We start from the raw sequence: 14,758 nt of genomic DNA, 5'->3' as shown, positions 1-14,758 counted from the left end.
AGACGGCCTGTCGGAGAACCATCATGATCCCCTCAACCGAACGCACGGGCCTGCTGCAAATGGCAGCCGCCATGACCCTGTCGGGCACCCTGGGCGTTTTTGTATTGGAGTCCGGGCAAAGCGCCTGGAACGTCGTCTTCTTCCGCTGTGTGTTCGGCGCGCTGTCGCTCTTTCTGTACTGCTGGGCGCGCGGGCTGCTCAAGCCCGGCCTGTTCACCCCGAAGACGCTGGCCCTGGCGCTGATCGCCGGCGCGGCGCTGGTGCTGAACTGGGTGCTGCTGTTTTCGGCCTACCGCCTGGCGTCCATTTCGCTGGCCACCGCGGTCTACAACGTGCAGCCGTTTTTCCTGATCGGCCTGGGTGTGCTCTTCCTGGGCGAGCGTCCGTCGCGCGGCAAGGTCGCGTGGTCGCTCGTGGCCTTTGCGGGCCTGCTGCTGGTGCTGCGTCTGGGCGATGCGGGCGCGGCGGGCGGCGGCGCGTATCTGTCGGGACTGATGCTGGGACTGGGCGCGGCCGCGCTCTATGGCATCACCGCCATCATCGTGAAGCGCCTGAAAGGCATCCCGCCGCAGGTGCTGGCACTGGTGCAGGTGACGCTGGGCGCGGTCATGCTGCTGCCCATGGCGGACTTCAACGCCCTGCCCGCGCAACCCGTGCAATGGGGGTATCTGGTGGCGCTGGGTCTCATCCATACGTGCCTGATGTACATCCTGATGTACTCGGCCATCCAGAAGCTGCCCACCACTTCCACCGCCGCGCTCAGCTTCATCTATCCCGCGGTCGCCATTCTGCTGGACTTCGTGGTCTACGGCCATCGCATGGATCTGACGCAAGTGGCGGGCGTGGCGCTGATCTTCCTGGCCGCCGCCGCCGTCAGCCTGAACTGGACCTGGCGCCTGCCGCGCAGCCCGCGGGCCGGTGCGGTCTAGGGCAAACCCGCACCCGGTCCCCGGTTATTCAGGCGTGCGTCCGGTTCGCGCCGCTATCATGGCCTTTCCCATCCGCGGGCGGCTGCCCGCGGCGCCATGACGAACAGGACACCCCATGATCGATCTCTACTACTGGACTACCCCCAACGGCCACAAGATCACGATGTTCCTCGAAGAGACCGGCCTGCAGTACAAGATCCACCCGGTCAACATCGGCCGCGGCGACCAGTTCAAACCCGAATTCCTGGCCATCGCGCCCAACAACCGCATCCCCGCGATCGTGGATCAGGCGCCCGCCGATGGCGGCGCGCCGATCCCGTTGTTCGAGTCCGGCGCCATCCTGCAGTACCTGGCCGAAAAGACCGGCAAATTCCTGCCCGCCGACGTGCGCGGCCGCGCTGAAGTGTCGCAATGGCTCTTCTGGCAGATGGGCGGCCTGGGCCCCATGGCCGGCCAGAACCACCACTTCTCGGGCTATGCGCAGGAACGCATTACCTACGCCATCGATCGTTACGTCAACGAAACCAATCGCCTGTACGGTGTGCTGAACAAGCGCCTGGCCGACCGCGAATTCGTTGCCGGCGACTATTCCATCGCCGACATGGCGGCCTACCCGTGGATCGTGCCGCACGCCAAGCAGGGCCAGGACCTGAACGACTTTCCGAACCTCAAGCGCTGGTTCGACACCATTCGCGCGCGCCCCGCGACGCAACGCGCGTACGCGCTGGCCGACACGATCAACACCACGCCCCCGCTCAGCGACGACGAAGCGCGCCGCATCCTGTTCGGCCAGACCGCCCAACACGTCCGCTAACGCCCAAGGAGCGCGCCATGAATGCACCGCAACGCGTCTTTCGCCGCGCGCGCGCGGCCGACCTGCCCGCCATCGTGGCCATGCTGGCCGATGACGACCTGGGCGCCGGACGCGAGGACGCGTCCATCCCGCTGAACCCGCGCTACGTCGCCGCCTTCGAGGCAATTGACCAGGATTCCAATCAATTCCTGGCCGTGGTTGAGCAGGATTCACAACTGGTGGGCTGTTTGCAGTTATCGTTCATACCCGGCCTGTCGCGGCTGGGCCTGTGGCGTGGCCAGATCGAAAGCGTGCGCATCGCGTCGGCATTCCGCGGCGCGGGCCTGGGCCGCGCCATGTTCGAATGGGCCATCGAACAGTGCCGCAGCCAGGGCTGCGGATTGGTCCAGCTCACCACCGACCGCGCGCGCCCCGATGCGCGCCGGTTCTACGAAAGCCTGGGCTTCAAGGCCAGCCACGACGGCATGAAGCTCAGCCTGTAATGTCTGATTCTGATTTTCGAAAGGAGCGCCCAATGCCCTTGCATGGCGAATACAAAGTCCCCGGCGGCAAACTGGTCGTCGCGGATCTGGAAGTGCGCGATGGCCGTCTGGCCGACGTGCGCATCAGCGGCGACTTTTTTCTTGAACCGCCCGAAGCCCTTGAAGCCATCAACCGCGGCCTGAACGGCATGCCCGCCGACGCCGGCGAACTGGAGCTGGCAGTGGCCGTGCAATCGGCCCTGCCGGCCGACGCCGAAATGTTCGGCTTCTCGGCCGAAGCCATCGCCGTGGTGCTGCGGAGGGCGCTCGCATGAGCCGCACCGACTGGAACGACTACGACTGGCAACTGATCCACGAAGGCCCGCAGCCGCCCGCGCTGCACATGGCGCTGGACGCGGTCATTACCGACGAAGTGGGCGCCGGTCAGCGCCCGCCCACGCTGCGCATCTGGGAATGGTCGGCGCCGGCCGTCGTGATCGGCCGCTTCCAATCCCTGAAGAACGAAGTCGATCCGGACGGCGCCGCGCGCCACGGCATCGAGGTGGTGCGGCGCGTGAGCGGCGGCGGCGCGATGTTCATCGAGCCCGGGAACTCCATCACCTATTCGCTGAGCGCCCCGCAGGCGCTGGTCCACGGCATGAGCTTTCAGGAGTCGTATGCCTTCCTGGACGCCTGGGTGCTGACCGCGCTGCAGGGCCTGGGCATCAAGGCCTGGTATCAGCCGCTCAACGACATCGCCTCCGACATCGGCAAGATCGGCGGCGCGGCGCAGGCTCGCCGCGCGGGCGCCGTGCTGCATCACGTCACCATGTCCTACGACATCGACGCCGACAAGATGGTCGAGGTCTTGCGCATCGGCCGCGAGAAGCTTTCCGACAAGGGCACCACCAGCGCCAAGAAGCGCGTCGACCCTCTGCGCACGCAGACCGGCCTGGCGCGCGAGGTCATCATCGACCGCATGGTGGAAACTTTTGCCGGCCTGCACCGTCTGACCCCGGGCAGCGTGGGCAGCGAGACGCTCGCGCGCGCTCAGGCGCAGGCGGACGAAAAGTTCTCCCGCGCCGAGTGGACAGGCGTCGTGCCCTGACGGCGCCTCGGTTTTTGGAGGTAATTGCATGAATCGCACATTCACGCCGCCCGGCGCGAAACGCGGTCTGTTCCTGGGCGCCGCCCTGCTGGCCCTCGCCGGCTGCAGCAGCACGCCCCCGTCGAACATCACGCTGGCGGACCCGGGTGCCCAGTCAACGGCCACGCCGGAAAAGGTTGGCGACCTGTCCACCGAGCGCATCAAGTGGGCCGCCAGCAAGCCGGGCTGCGAGGGCGATTGCCCGCGCATCGAGATCGACAGCGTGGCCTTCCCCGGCATCCCGAAGCTGACCGCGCTGGTGGACCACGTGCTCGCCTACATGACCGGCACCGACGCGAATCGGCGCGGCCCCTACGACACGCTGTCGGAATACACGACGTATTTCTGGTCCACGGCGCGCCCGCGCGACGCGACCTACTTCAAGGCCAACGTGAAGGACACGGTGGGCGACGTCGTCTCCATCGAACTGCACACTGAACAGTATCTGACCGGCGCCGCGCACGGCATCCCGGCCACGCAATATCTGAACTGGGAACGCAGCCGCGGGCGCGTGATGAGTCTGGACGAAGCGCTGATCCCGGGACGCCGCGCCGAGTACGTCGCGGCCTTGCAGCGCGCGCACGCCAAATGGCTGACCGGCAATCCGGACGCCAAGCGCGACCCGGCGGCCTACAACAAGATGTGGCCGTTCCAGGAAAGCGACAACTTCGCGCTCACGCGCGACGGCATCGTGGTCAAGTACGACGCTTACTCGATCGCGCCGTATTCGCACGGCGAGCCTGAATTGGCGATTTCGTACCAGGACCTGCGCGGCATCCTTAAGCCGGAGTTGCTGCCGGCGTCGTAAAACCGGAGCTGCTGCCGCGCGTCGTGAAGCCGCAGCCCCGGCCTGCGTCCCCAAACGAAAACGCCGGACATCCGTCCGGCATTTTCTGGCGCCACAAATAGGAATCGCTCCTTGCGGAGCGATTCCTTTTTTTGTCTCTCTCTGCCTCCTCGACGACGCGCCCAAGGGCGCATCGCCGATTCAGTCTTTACGGATACAGGCCGCGCACCTGGCGGGCCTGCAGGATGCGCGTGCAAGCCACGATGAACGCGGCGGTGCGCAGCGTCACCTTGTGCTCGCGCGACACCTGCGCCACCGCAGCGTAGGCTTCGCGCATCAGGCGTTCGAGGCGCTGGTTGATCTCTTCCTCGCTCCAGAAGAAGCTGGAGAAATCCTGCACCCATTCAAAGTAGCTGACCGTCACGCCGCCGGCGTTGGCCAGCACGTCCGGCACGACGTAAACGCCGTTCTCGGCCAGGATGTCGTCCGCTTCCGGCGTCGTCGGGCCGTTGGCGCCTTCGACCACGATCTTGGCGCGCACCTTGGCGGCGTTATCGACGGTGATCTGGCTTTCCAGGGCTGCCGGGATCAGGAACTCGGTTTCCAGCGTCCAGAACTCGTTCTTGTCCAGCGCCTGACCGCCCGAGAAGCCGCCCACGCCGCCGGTCTGCGACACGTGCGACAGCAGCTTGTGCACGTCCAGGCCAGCCGCGTTGTGCACGGTGCCGGTGTGATCCTGCGCGGCGATGACCTTGGCGCCGGCTTCGTGGAACAGACGGGCGGCGGTGCCGCCCACGTTGCCGAAGCCCTGCACGACGACGCGCGCGCCGGCCACATCGATGTTCCGGTCGCGCGCGGCTTCGCACGCGACAACGAACACGCCGCGGCCGGTGGCCTCGACGCGGCCCAGGCTGCCGCCCAGCGCGATCGGCTTGCCGGTGACCACGCCCGTGGCGGTGGCGCCTTCGTTCATGGAGTACGTGTCCATCATCCAGGCCATGGTCTGGGCGTTGGTGTTCACGTCAGGAGCGGGAATGTCCTTGGAGGGTCCGATGATGACGCCGATTTCGCTGGTGTAGCGGCGCGTCATGCGTTCGAGTTCCGAGGCGGAGAGCTTGCGCGGATCGACACGGATGCCGCCCTTGGCGCCGCCGTACGGCAGGTTGACCGCCGCGTTCTTGACCGACATCCAGGCCGCCAGCGCCATCACTTCGGACAGCGTCACGTCCTGGTGGAAACGCACCCCACCCTTGCCCGGGCCGCGCGACACGTTGTGCTGCACGCGGTAGCCCTCGAAGTGGGCGATGGTGCCGTTGTCGAGTTCGATCGGCACATCGACAATCAGCGAGCGCTTCGGACGCTTCAGCGTCTCGACCCACCGGCTCAGGGAACCGAGGTACGGCGTGACCCGGTCGACTTGTTGCAGGTAATTACCCCAGGGGCCGAGGTCCTCGGCATTCAGATAAGACGGCAAGGCATGGGTGGGAGTTTGAGACATGAGCATGCTCTCCTGACAAAGTTGCGCCATTTTATCCACGAAAGTCATAGCGTCCCTATTTAAAGTTTAAATATTTTAAATAGGGACGCATTAACGTTGCGGATACCGAACGGGTCGCAGTGGGCCCGGAAGCTGCACCTATCCTAAGCCCGCAAGGTGGCGGCGTCCAGCCTGCACCCAGGCTACTCAGGGCGAAAAAAAGGCGGCCTCTTTGGGAGACCGCCCTTCACATTCACGCCTATGCAGTCACTCAGACATCACCCCGGTGTCTGACACCCTGGGGAGACGGTCTACAGCCTGCACCACCGCGCCAAGGGTCTCAGACACCTCACCACCGTCAAATCACGCCGACAACAACTGCCAGGCCAATCGCGCCGCCGCGCGCGCGCCGTGGCCGTCAACGTCGAACTTGGGGTTGAACTCCGCCATGTCCGCCAGCCGGAGTTTGCCGCTTGCCTTGACCCGCAGGACGATCTCCTCGATCACAGACATCGGCACGCCATAAGGCGCCGGCGCGGACACCCCCGGCATCACGCCGGCGGGCAGCACATCCAGATCGATCGTCAGATACACGTGCTGCGCTTTGGCCAGCAGCGCGTCCACATCGGCAAGCCGCGCCTCCAAGTGGCGCTCCTGCATCTCCCGGTCTTCGATCCACACCGCCCCGATTTCCGCGGCGCGGGCGTAGAGCGCCGGTGTATTGGCCAGCCGCGAGACGCCCAGGCAAGCGTATTGCAGGTCGCGCCCGCGCGCCTCGCTGTCTGTCGCGATCTGGTCGAACGGGGTGCCGGAGCTGCCAGGACGGCCCGTACGCAGATCGAAGTGCGCGTCCAGGTTCAGCACCAGCACGGCGCCGGCGTCGCCGCGCGCATCCAGCCAGCGGGCCAATCCCTGGAAACTGCCCCAGGCGATTTCATGCCCGCCGCCCAGCACGACCGGCCGGGCGCCCCGGCCCATCAGTTCGGCCAGACGCAAGCCCAGGCGCTCCTGTGCATCCTCCAGCTTGTCGCCGTGGCATTCGACATCCCCGGCATCCAGCAGACGCGTCAGACCATGCGCCGGCAGGCCCGCCAGATATTTACGGATGCCGGCAGGCCCCGCGGCGGCGCCCACCCGGCCCTGGTTGCGCGCCACGCCTGCGTCGCAGGCAAAGCCCAGCACCACGGCCTCGCCCGGTTCGGCCTGCCCTGCTTCAACCTCGACGATGTGCGCAAGCCGGCGCGTGTCGCCTTGTTCCGCGCTGTCGTCGCGCGCCTTCCACAGGCTCTTGTCCAGTTGCGGCGCGCTCATGCTGCTGCCCCCGGGCCCGCGCTCAGGACCGCTTGCAGGAACTCGCGGGTGCGGGCTTCGCGCGGCTCGCTGAAGATCACCTCCGGCGGGCCGGATTCCAGGATGACGCCGCCGTCCATCACGGCCACCACGTCCGCCACGTCGCGGGCAAAGCCCATTTCGTGCGTCACAACCATCATGGTCATGCCTTCGCGGGCCAGCAGCTTCATGACCTGCAGCACTTCACCCACCAATTCCGGGTCCAGCGCCGAGGTTGGCTCATCAAACAGCATCACCTGCGGCTGCATCGCCAGCGCTCGCGCAATGGCCACGCGCTGCTTCTGGCCGCCGGACAGGCTGGCGGGCATGGCCGCCATCTTCTGCGACAGGCCAACCTTGTTGAGCAGGTCTGACGCCATCGCATTGGCCTGCTCACGCCCCATGCCGAGCAGCGTACGGGGGCCGACGGTCACGTTGTCCAGCACCGACAGGTGCGGGAACAGATTGAAGCCCTGAAACACCATGCCCACCTGCGTGCGCAACTGGTTCAGTTCGGCTTCGGGCAACATCGCCCCATCTTCCTGCAGCGTCTGGCCGCAGATATCGACCGTGCCGCGCTGCGCCACTTCCAGCCCGTTGCAGCAACGCAGCAAGGTGCTCTTGCCCGATCCGCTGGGTCCGATGACCACCACCACCTGCGACTTCAGCACATCGAAATCGATGCCGCGCAGAACAGCGTGATCGCCATAGGACTTGTGCAGGCCGCGGATGCGGATCATTTCCTGACCTTCGATGATGAGGCTCATTGGACCATTCCTCCCGCGCGCAGACGATGCTCGATCTTGCGCAAAATCACCATGGCAGTCGTGGTCAGCGCCAGATAGATCAAAGCCACCACCAGATAGGTTTCCAGCGAGCGGTACGACACGCTGATGATCTTCTGACCTTCGTGCATCAGATCGTGAATGGTCAACAGCGAGACCAGCGCCGAGTTCTTGATGAGCGCGATGAACTCGTTGCCCAGCGGCGGAATCATGCGCACGAAAGCCTGAGGCAGGATGATGATGCGCATCGCCTGGCCGGAGGACATGCCCAGCGAGCGCGCCGCCTCCGTCTGGCCGCGATCCACCGACTGGATCGCGCCCCGCACGATCTCCGACACATAGGCCCCGGAATACATGCCCAGGCCCAGCACGCCGCAAGCGAACGCCGGCAGCGTCACGCCGAACTGCGGCAAGCCGAAGAACCAGATGAACAACTGCACCAGCAGCGGCGTGCCCCGGAAGAACAGCAGGTACGTGCTGCACAGGTGATACGTGATGCGGCGCTGCGGGTTGAGGCGGCCGATCCCGACCAGCAGCCCCATCACGCAGCCCAGCAGCAAGGCGCCTGCAGTCACCTCGATGTTGACCAGCGCGCCCCGCATCAGCGCGTCGAAGTCGGCGAAGACGGGTGAAAATTCCAGGTTCATTTCGCGGGCGCCTCGAACCACTTGTTCACGATGGCCTGGTAGCTGCCATCGGCCTTGAGCTTCTGCAGCGCGGCGTTCAGGTCACGCGTCAGCTCAGGCTTGTTCTTGGGCACGGCGATGCCATAGTCCTCGGTCGTGACCTGCTCGTTCAGCACGGTCAGGCCGTTGGTGCTCTGCGCGAACAGCTTGGCGGCGGGCTTGCCCGTCACCGCGGCATCGGCGCGGCCGATCTGCACCAGGTTGAACATCTCCTGGTTCTTCTCGACCTCCACGCGCTGCACCTTGGGGAAATGCTCCTTCAGGTAGTTGACCGACTTCGTGCCGACCTGCACCGACACCTTGCGGCCCTCCAGATCCTTGATCGTCTTGATGGGGCCGTCGGCCTTGGTCAGGACCACCAGGCCGCCCGCGTAGTACGGGTCGGTGAAATCCACGACCTTGCTGCGCTCGGGCGTGATGTAGATGGCGGACACCGCGATGTCGGCACGGCCGGCCTGCAGCGCCGGAATCAGGCCCTTGAAGTCGATGTCGATCCATTCGACCTTCTTGCCCATCGCGCCGGCCAGCGCTTCGACCAGCTCGATGTCAAAGCCGGTGCGCTTACCGTCCTTGACGAATTCCATCGGCGGGAAGGTGGCGTCGGTGACGGCGCGGATGGTTTCCTGAGCGTGCGCGGCGCCGGCGGCCCAGGCAAGGCTCAGGGTCAGGGCGGCGGACAGCAGAGTGCGGCGAGTGGTCATGGTGGGGTCCTATGGAGGTGGATGCGACAGGTGGTACGACGGTGGGTACGACGATCGTTGCGGCCAGAAACGGGCTTAGCAGTAAGGCGGAAAATCGGATTCGGCAGGCTCTACGGCGTCAGGCGGCCTTCAAACGCTCTGAAATGCGGCGGGCGGCGGCGATGGTCATGTCGATCAGCGCGTCCGGATGCTGCGCGGCGCGCGTGGACGGCGCCATCAGCGTGATCGAGGCCACGGCCTGGTTCGGCCGCTGGAAGATGGGCACGCTCACCCCCCAGACGCCGGCGTCGACCTCGCTGTCGGTCACGGCATAGCCCTGCGCGCGGATGGCTTCCAGCTCGCCCGTCAACCGGGCGGCATCCACGCCAGCCTCGTCGGCCAGGTAGGCCAGCGCGGCCTGCAGGCGGGCCTGCGGCATGAACGCCAGCAGCGACTTGGCCGACGCGCCCCGCGCCAGCGGCAGCCCGCGGCCCTTCGTGAACGAGCAGCGCAGCGGATGCTGGCTTTCCACCATGTCCAGGCATACGGCCTGGTCCTTCACGGCGACAAGCAGACCGATGGTTTCGCCGGACGATGCGGCCAGCGCCGCCATGTCGGGCTGCGCTTCATGAATCAGGAACGACGACTGGTCAAAGCCCCACGCGAGCTGCACGCACAGCGGGCCGGGGCCATACTCGCCTTCGTGTTCGGCGACGAATCCCCAGCGTTTGAGGAGCGCGATCTGCCGGTAAAGCGTGCTCTGCGCCAGGCCCGTCTTGTCGGCCAGCGCGGCAATGCTCAGCGGGCCGTCATGCCGGGCCAGGGTGGCCAGCACATACAAGACGCGATCCGCGCCCGCCCCGACAGACGTTTCCGACATAACGATTCAACTCCCAGCAATATCGGAGTGAGATTATCAATTTGTGGCGGTTTCACTTCTGATTTTTCCCACTCTTTGAGAATCGCAAGGGAAAACCCCGAATTTCAGGCGTAAAAAAACCCGCCGGTAGGCGGGTTTTGTGGGACTGGAGCTGGAGGTTCCAGCGCCTACCGGGCGTCCGTCACGGCGCGGGGGGCTTCTCGTAATCGGACAGTCCGACACCGGAAACGCCCTTCACACCGCCACCGGGCGCCGCAGCGGCCGGCGCTGGCGTCTGCGACGCCGCGGGCGCTTGAACCGCCGCCGGCACATCGGCCGCGGGCGCGGCATCCGCACCCTGCGGTGCGCCCTGCGCCGCCGCGCGGCGTTTGCGCTTGGCGTCCTCTTCCTTCTGAACCAGGGCCGTCAGCTCGGCGGCCAGCGACTCCGACTTGCCCGTGGCCGCCCACGCGGCCGCATTCTGCCCCTTCGTGTCCTGCGTGGTGACGTCGGCGCCGGACTTGAGCAGCAGCTCGACCATGGGCTTGCGGCCGGACAGCGCCGCCATCATCAACGGCGTCTCGCCATTGGGCGCGGGCGCATTGACCATGGCCTTGTTCGCCAGCAGCAGGCGCGCCATTTCCATCTGCCCCTTGGACGCGGCGTAATGCAGCGGCGTCCAGCCCAGTCGGTTGACCTGCGCGCCCCGCGCAATCAGCTTCTTGGCGCGCTCGGTCTGTCCGGCGATGGCCAGGTACATCAGCGGCGTCTCGCCCGCCGGGTTCTCGGCGTTGACGTCCGTGCGCTTGTCCGCGGCCAGCACGTCGAAGACCTTCCAGGCGTTGTCCACGACGGCGCGCATGATGGCGGGCTGGCCGTTCTTGTATCGCACGTTGGGGTCCGAGCCCTGCGCCAGCAGATCGCGGATGTCGTCAGGGTAATCGTTGGCGACGTAGACCCACCAGTCGGTGGGATTGGCGGCCTGCGCGGCGGGCGCGGCCAGGCCAATGGCCAGCGCCAAGAGACCAGCGCGGCCAGCGCGGCCGCATGACAGGAAGGCTTTGTGGGCGGAGGCGATGCGGATGGCCATGGCTGTCCTTGAATGCGGATTCAGTGAATCGGGATGACCTATTTCTTGATCTTGCTGAACAGCTTGAAGAAATTGTCGGTGGACGCGCGCGCAACCTCGGCTGCCGTGATGCCGCGAAGATCCGCGATCTTCTCGGCCACGTGGATCACCTTGGACGGATCGTTGAGCTTGCCGCGAAACGGCACCGGCGCCAGGTACGGCGAATCGGTTTCGATCAGCAGCCGGTCCAGCGGGACCTTGGCGGCCACTTCGTGCACGATCTGCGCGTTCTTGAACGTCACGATGCCAGACAGCGAAATATAGAAATTCTGGTCCAGCGCAGCCTGCGCCACTTCCCAGGTCTCGGTAAAGCAGTGCATGACGCCCCCCGCCTCAGCCGCCTTTTCCTCGGCCAGCATGCGCACGGTGTCCTCGGCGGACGACCGGGTGTGCACGATCAGCGGCAGGCCCGCGTCGCGCGCGGCGCGGATGTGGCGGCGGAAACGTTCGCGCTGCCAGTCCAGCGGCTCGGACAAGCGGTAGTAGTCGAGCCCGGTTTCGCCGATGGCCACGACCTTGGGATGCTCGGCCAGGCGCACCAGTTCTTCGGACGTGGGGTCCGGCGTGTCTTCGTAATCGGGGTGCACGCCCACCGACGCCCACAGGCGCGGCTCGGGCTCGACCAGCGACATCAGGCCGGGCCATTCCGGCATGTTGACGCTGACGACCAGCGCGTGCGTGACCTGGTTGGCCGTCATGCGGTCAAGAATGGCCGGCAGATCGTTGGCAAGCTCGGGAAAATTCAGATGACAGTGTGAATCGACGTACATGGAGAGTCTGGTAGGGCTTACGCCTGGCAGGATAGCACCACGCGTTGCAGGGTGGCGTGGGCGAACAGCTTGGCGTTCAGGGGGTGCGTGGCCAGGGCGCGCTGGCGCGTCAGCCAGCGGGCCGATTCGGCCACGCGCGCGGGATTGATACGGGCGGCAACCTGCGCCACGCCGGCTTGCAGTGACGGGAAATAGCGCACCGGCGCGCCGGCGCTGGCCAGCATCAGATCGGTGTAGAGCCTTTGCAAGGCATCGATCCATTCAGCCGCCGCCACCTTTTCCAGGGATTCGGCCAGCGTGCCGACATCGGGCGTCTGGCCTTTCGCCAGGGGGCTGACCAGCTGACCCAGCCACGGCGGACAGGCGGAATCGCCCGATTGCGCCAGCCGCAACGCCGCCAGCGGCGCGCCGCCCGCGGCGGCCAGCCACTCGCGCGCCGGTTCCACGTTCTGGTCGCGCAACCATTGCAGCGCCGTATCCGCGTCTGGCGCGGGCAGCGGCAGGCGGCGGCAGCGCGACACCAGCGTGGGCAGCAGCCGGTCCGGCGCGTCCGCGACCAGCAGGAAGACGGTATGGGGAGGCGGTTCTTCCAGCACCTTGAGCAAGGCGTTGGACGACACGACGTTCAGCGCATGGGCCGGATACAGCAGCGCCACGCGCCAGCCGCCGCGGTGGGTCGCGGTGTTGAACCACGACTCCAGCGAGCGGATCTGGTCGATGCGGATTTCCTTGGAAGGCGCGCGCTTGGCGGCGCCCGCCGCCGGCTCGGCGTCTTCGGCCTGTTCGGCCGCGTCCGCGCCCTCTTCCACGGCCACCGCCTCGGGACGGATACGGCGCAGGTCGGGGTGATTGCCGCTGGCGAACCAGTTGCAGGCGGCACAGTGGCCGCACGCCAGTCCGTTCTCGGGCGTCTCGCACAGCAGGCTGGCTGCCGCGGCGATGGCGAAATCAAGCTTGCCGATGCCGGCCAGCCCGTGCACCAGCCAGGCGTGCGCGAACCGGTCGCGATTGCCCAGCCACGCGCGGGCCGTCTCCATCTGCCAGGGGTGGAACTGGGGCGCGCTCATGCAGGAACAGCCAGCAGCTCGCGCAGGCCCGCCTCGAGCTCGGTGCGGATCTGGGCGATGGAACGGGTGGAGTCGACGACGCGGATGCGGTCGGGATCGGCCTTGGCGCGGGCATGATAGGCCTCGCGGGTGCGCTCGAAGAACGCCGCGCCTTCGCGCTCGAAGCGGTCGGGCTCGCGCGCATCGGCCAGCCGCGCCCGCGCGACTTCAAGCGGCACGTCGAACAGCCAGGTCCGGTCCGGGCGGCCGGCGCGCATCCAGTCTTCCAGAACCGCGACCCGCTCGGCGCCCAGGCCGCGGCCGCCACCCTGATAGGCGTAGCTGGCGTCGGTGTAACGGTCGCAGACGACCCACGCGCCGCGCGCAATTGCCGGTTCAATGACCTGGCGCGCGTGTTCGCAGCGGGCGGCAAACATCAGCAACGTCTCGGTATCCAGCCCCATGGCATCGTTCAGCACCAGCGCGCGCAGTTTTTCGCCCAGCGGCGTGCCGCCGGGCTCGCGGGTGGACACGACCTCCACGCCCTGCCCGCGCAGGAAGTCCGCGATCCAGTCCGTGTGCGTGCTTTTGCCCGCGCCGTCCACGCCCTCCAGCGTAATGAAACGTCCGCGTGAGGTCATTGATCTTGTCCTTGTGCTGATTCGGGTTCGGGCGTTGCCGGCGCGGCGGCGGGCGCAGGGGTTGGCGCAGGCGTGGAACGCTGGCCCTGACCGAGAATGTAGCGGGCAACGTTGCGGTTGTGCTCGGACAGATTGGCCGAGAACTCGCTCGTGCCATTGCCGCGCGAGACGAAATACAGGAACTTGTGCTGTTCGGGCTGCACGGCGGCCAGCAAGGCTGCCCGGCCCGGCGCGGCGATCGGCGTGGGCGGCAGGCCCGGACGCGTGTAGGTATTCCAGGGCGTGTCGGTCTGCAGGTCGCGCTTGCGGATGCGGCCCTGATAGGCCTCGCCCATGCCGTAGATCACGGTCGGGTCAGTTTGCAGCAGCATGCCGATCTTCAGCCGGTTGGTGAACACGCCCGACACGCGGCGGCGCTCCGGACCGTGGCCGGTTTCCTTTTCGATGATGGACGCCAGCACCAGCGCTTCATAGGGCGTGGCGACGGCGACGTCGGGCTGGCGCTTGTCCCAGGTGTCGTTCAGGATGCGCTGGCCTTCCTGGTAGGCGCGGCGCAGCAGGTCGAAATCGGTGCTGCCCGGCGTGAAGATGTAGGTGTCGGGGAAGAACAGGCCTTCGGGGTGCTTGATGGTCGAGCCCAGGCGTTCCAGCAATTCTTCGTCGCTGACCTCACCCAGCGTCTGCTTGACGTCCGTATTTTCGCGCAGCGCCTGGCGGATCTGCCGATAGGTCCAGCCTTCCAGGAACGTGATCTGGCGCTGGGTCATGTCGCCGCGCGCCAGGCGCTCGAGCAGCAGCCACGGCGTATCGCCATTGATCGCCTGGTAACCGCCCGCCTTCATCAGCTTGTCGCGTTCGGACAGGCGCGCCATCCACACGAAACCGGGCTCCCACATCGGCACGCCGGCCGCGTTGAGCGCACGCGCGACGGTGCGCGGACTGCTGCCCGGATCCACCACGAAGTCAATCTTGTCGGCCGCCAGCGTCATCGGGCGGTGCATCCAGGTATAGGCGGCGCCCACCGCGCCGCCAACGGCCAGGACGATGAGCAGCAGGAACCACAGGACGAAATTTCGGAGTCGCATCTTCATAAGTGTCGGAAGTTTAATGGATCGCGGGCCTCACCCGGGACACAACCGGGGCCGGATCGCGCGGCGCGCCCCTTTGGACATCGGGGACATGGCAGGGCCGTGCCGGGATCGGGGCTATCATCAGCAC

Annotated in this window: 17 protein-coding genes; 6 read left to right on the top strand and 11 right to left on the bottom strand. The window is 66.6% G+C overall.

Annotated elements, in window-relative coordinates; genetic code table 11:
• Window positions 1–23: 23 nt before the first annotated feature.
• The 6 genes from CLM73_RS11740 (at window position 24) to CLM73_RS11715 (ending at window position 4,159) form a co-directional block, all read left to right on the top strand.
• On the top strand, window positions 24–929 hold the full coding sequence (locus CLM73_RS11740) for a DMT family transporter (RefSeq protein WP_105238576.1): 906 nt from the start codon (window positions 24–26) through the stop codon (window positions 927–929).
• Window positions 930–1,044: 115 nt separating this feature from the next.
• On the top strand, window positions 1,045–1,743 hold the full coding sequence (locus CLM73_RS11735; RefSeq protein WP_105238575.1) for a glutathione S-transferase N-terminal domain-containing protein: 699 nt from the start codon (window positions 1,045–1,047) through the stop codon (window positions 1,741–1,743).
• A 17-nt stretch (window positions 1,744–1,760) separates the two neighbouring features.
• Entirely contained in the window at window positions 1,761–2,225 is a 465-nt protein-coding gene (locus CLM73_RS11730; protein ID WP_105238574.1) for a GNAT family N-acetyltransferase, read from the top strand.
• 38 nt (window positions 2,226–2,263) lie between these two features.
• Complete coding sequence (locus CLM73_RS11725; RefSeq protein WP_056318682.1) at window positions 2,264–2,539, top strand: lipoate protein ligase C-terminal domain-containing protein; 276 nt, start codon at window positions 2,264–2,266, stop codon at window positions 2,537–2,539.
• On the top strand, window positions 2,536–3,312 hold the full coding sequence (locus tag CLM73_RS11720) for a lipoate--protein ligase family protein (RefSeq protein ID WP_105238573.1): 777 nt from the start codon (window positions 2,536–2,538) through the stop codon (window positions 3,310–3,312). Before CLM73_RS11725 ends, CLM73_RS11720 begins: the two co-directional genes overlap by 4 nt.
• Before the next feature lie 28 nt (window positions 3,313–3,340).
• Window positions 3,341–4,159 carry an RsiV family protein gene (locus CLM73_RS11715; RefSeq protein ID WP_105238572.1) on the top strand — a complete coding sequence of 273 codons (819 nt, stop codon included), beginning with the start codon at window positions 3,341–3,343 and terminating at the stop codon, window positions 4,157–4,159.
• Between the two features lie 187 nt (window positions 4,160–4,346).
• Here the strand turns inward: CLM73_RS11715 and CLM73_RS11710 are convergent, their stop codons facing one another.
• From CLM73_RS11710 to mltG, 11 genes are all read right to left on the bottom strand, one after another.
• Window positions 4,347–5,636: a Glu/Leu/Phe/Val family dehydrogenase gene (locus CLM73_RS11710; protein WP_056570380.1), complete on the bottom strand. Its 1,290-nt coding sequence runs from the start codon at window positions 5,634–5,636 to the stop codon at window positions 4,347–4,349.
• Window positions 5,637–5,978: 342 nt separating this feature from the next.
• Window positions 5,979–6,926: a formimidoylglutamase gene (gene hutG, locus CLM73_RS11705; RefSeq protein ID WP_105238571.1), complete on the bottom strand. Its 948-nt coding sequence runs from the start codon at window positions 6,924–6,926 to the stop codon at window positions 5,979–5,981.
• A complete protein-coding gene (locus CLM73_RS11700; protein WP_325048263.1) occupies window positions 6,923–7,711 on the bottom strand; it encodes an amino acid ABC transporter ATP-binding protein in 789 nt (262 codons plus the stop codon). Before CLM73_RS11700 ends, hutG begins: the two co-directional genes overlap by 4 nt.
• Window positions 7,708–8,376, bottom strand: coding sequence for an amino acid ABC transporter permease (locus CLM73_RS11695; RefSeq protein ID WP_105238570.1), 669 nt, complete (start codon window positions 8,374–8,376; stop codon window positions 7,708–7,710). The genes CLM73_RS11700 and CLM73_RS11695 overlap by 4 nt, the downstream gene beginning before the upstream one ends.
• Entirely contained in the window at window positions 8,373–9,116 is a 744-nt protein-coding gene (locus CLM73_RS11690; RefSeq protein ID WP_105238569.1) for a transporter substrate-binding domain-containing protein, read from the bottom strand. Before CLM73_RS11690 ends, CLM73_RS11695 begins: the two co-directional genes overlap by 4 nt.
• A 118-nt stretch (window positions 9,117–9,234) precedes the next feature.
• Window positions 9,235–9,975: an IclR family transcriptional regulator gene (locus CLM73_RS11685; protein ID WP_105238568.1), complete on the bottom strand. Its 741-nt coding sequence runs from the start codon at window positions 9,973–9,975 to the stop codon at window positions 9,235–9,237.
• Window positions 9,976–10,156: 181 nt separating this feature from the next.
• Window positions 10,157–11,044 carry an ankyrin repeat domain-containing protein gene (locus CLM73_RS11680; protein WP_105238567.1) on the bottom strand — a complete coding sequence of 296 codons (888 nt, stop codon included), beginning with the start codon at window positions 11,042–11,044 and terminating at the stop codon, window positions 10,157–10,159.
• Window positions 11,045–11,082: 38 nt separating this feature from the next.
• Entirely contained in the window at window positions 11,083–11,853 is a 771-nt protein-coding gene (locus tag CLM73_RS11675) for a TatD family hydrolase (protein WP_105238566.1), read from the bottom strand.
• Window positions 11,854–11,870: 17 nt separating this feature from the next.
• Window positions 11,871–12,920, bottom strand: coding sequence for a DNA polymerase III subunit delta' (gene holB / locus CLM73_RS11670; RefSeq protein ID WP_105238565.1), 1,050 nt, complete (start codon window positions 12,918–12,920; stop codon window positions 11,871–11,873).
• Window positions 12,917–13,540 (bottom strand): dTMP kinase, encoded by a 624-nt coding sequence (tmk, locus tag CLM73_RS11665; RefSeq protein WP_056570362.1) that lies wholly within the window; start codon window positions 13,538–13,540, stop codon window positions 12,917–12,919. The genes holB and tmk overlap by 4 nt, the downstream gene beginning before the upstream one ends.
• Window positions 13,537–14,625, bottom strand: coding sequence for an endolytic transglycosylase MltG (gene mltG / locus CLM73_RS11660; RefSeq protein ID WP_418904935.1), 1,089 nt, complete (start codon window positions 14,623–14,625; stop codon window positions 13,537–13,539). Before mltG ends, tmk begins: the two co-directional genes overlap by 4 nt.
• Window positions 14,626–14,758 lie beyond the last annotated feature (133 nt).

This window comes from Achromobacter spanius, from assembly GCF_002966795.1.
In the GTDB taxonomy this organism is placed as follows: Bacteria; Pseudomonadota; Gammaproteobacteria; order Burkholderiales; family Burkholderiaceae_B; genus Achromobacter; species Achromobacter spanius_D.
This window is presented reverse-complemented; position numbering and strand designations above follow the sequence as displayed.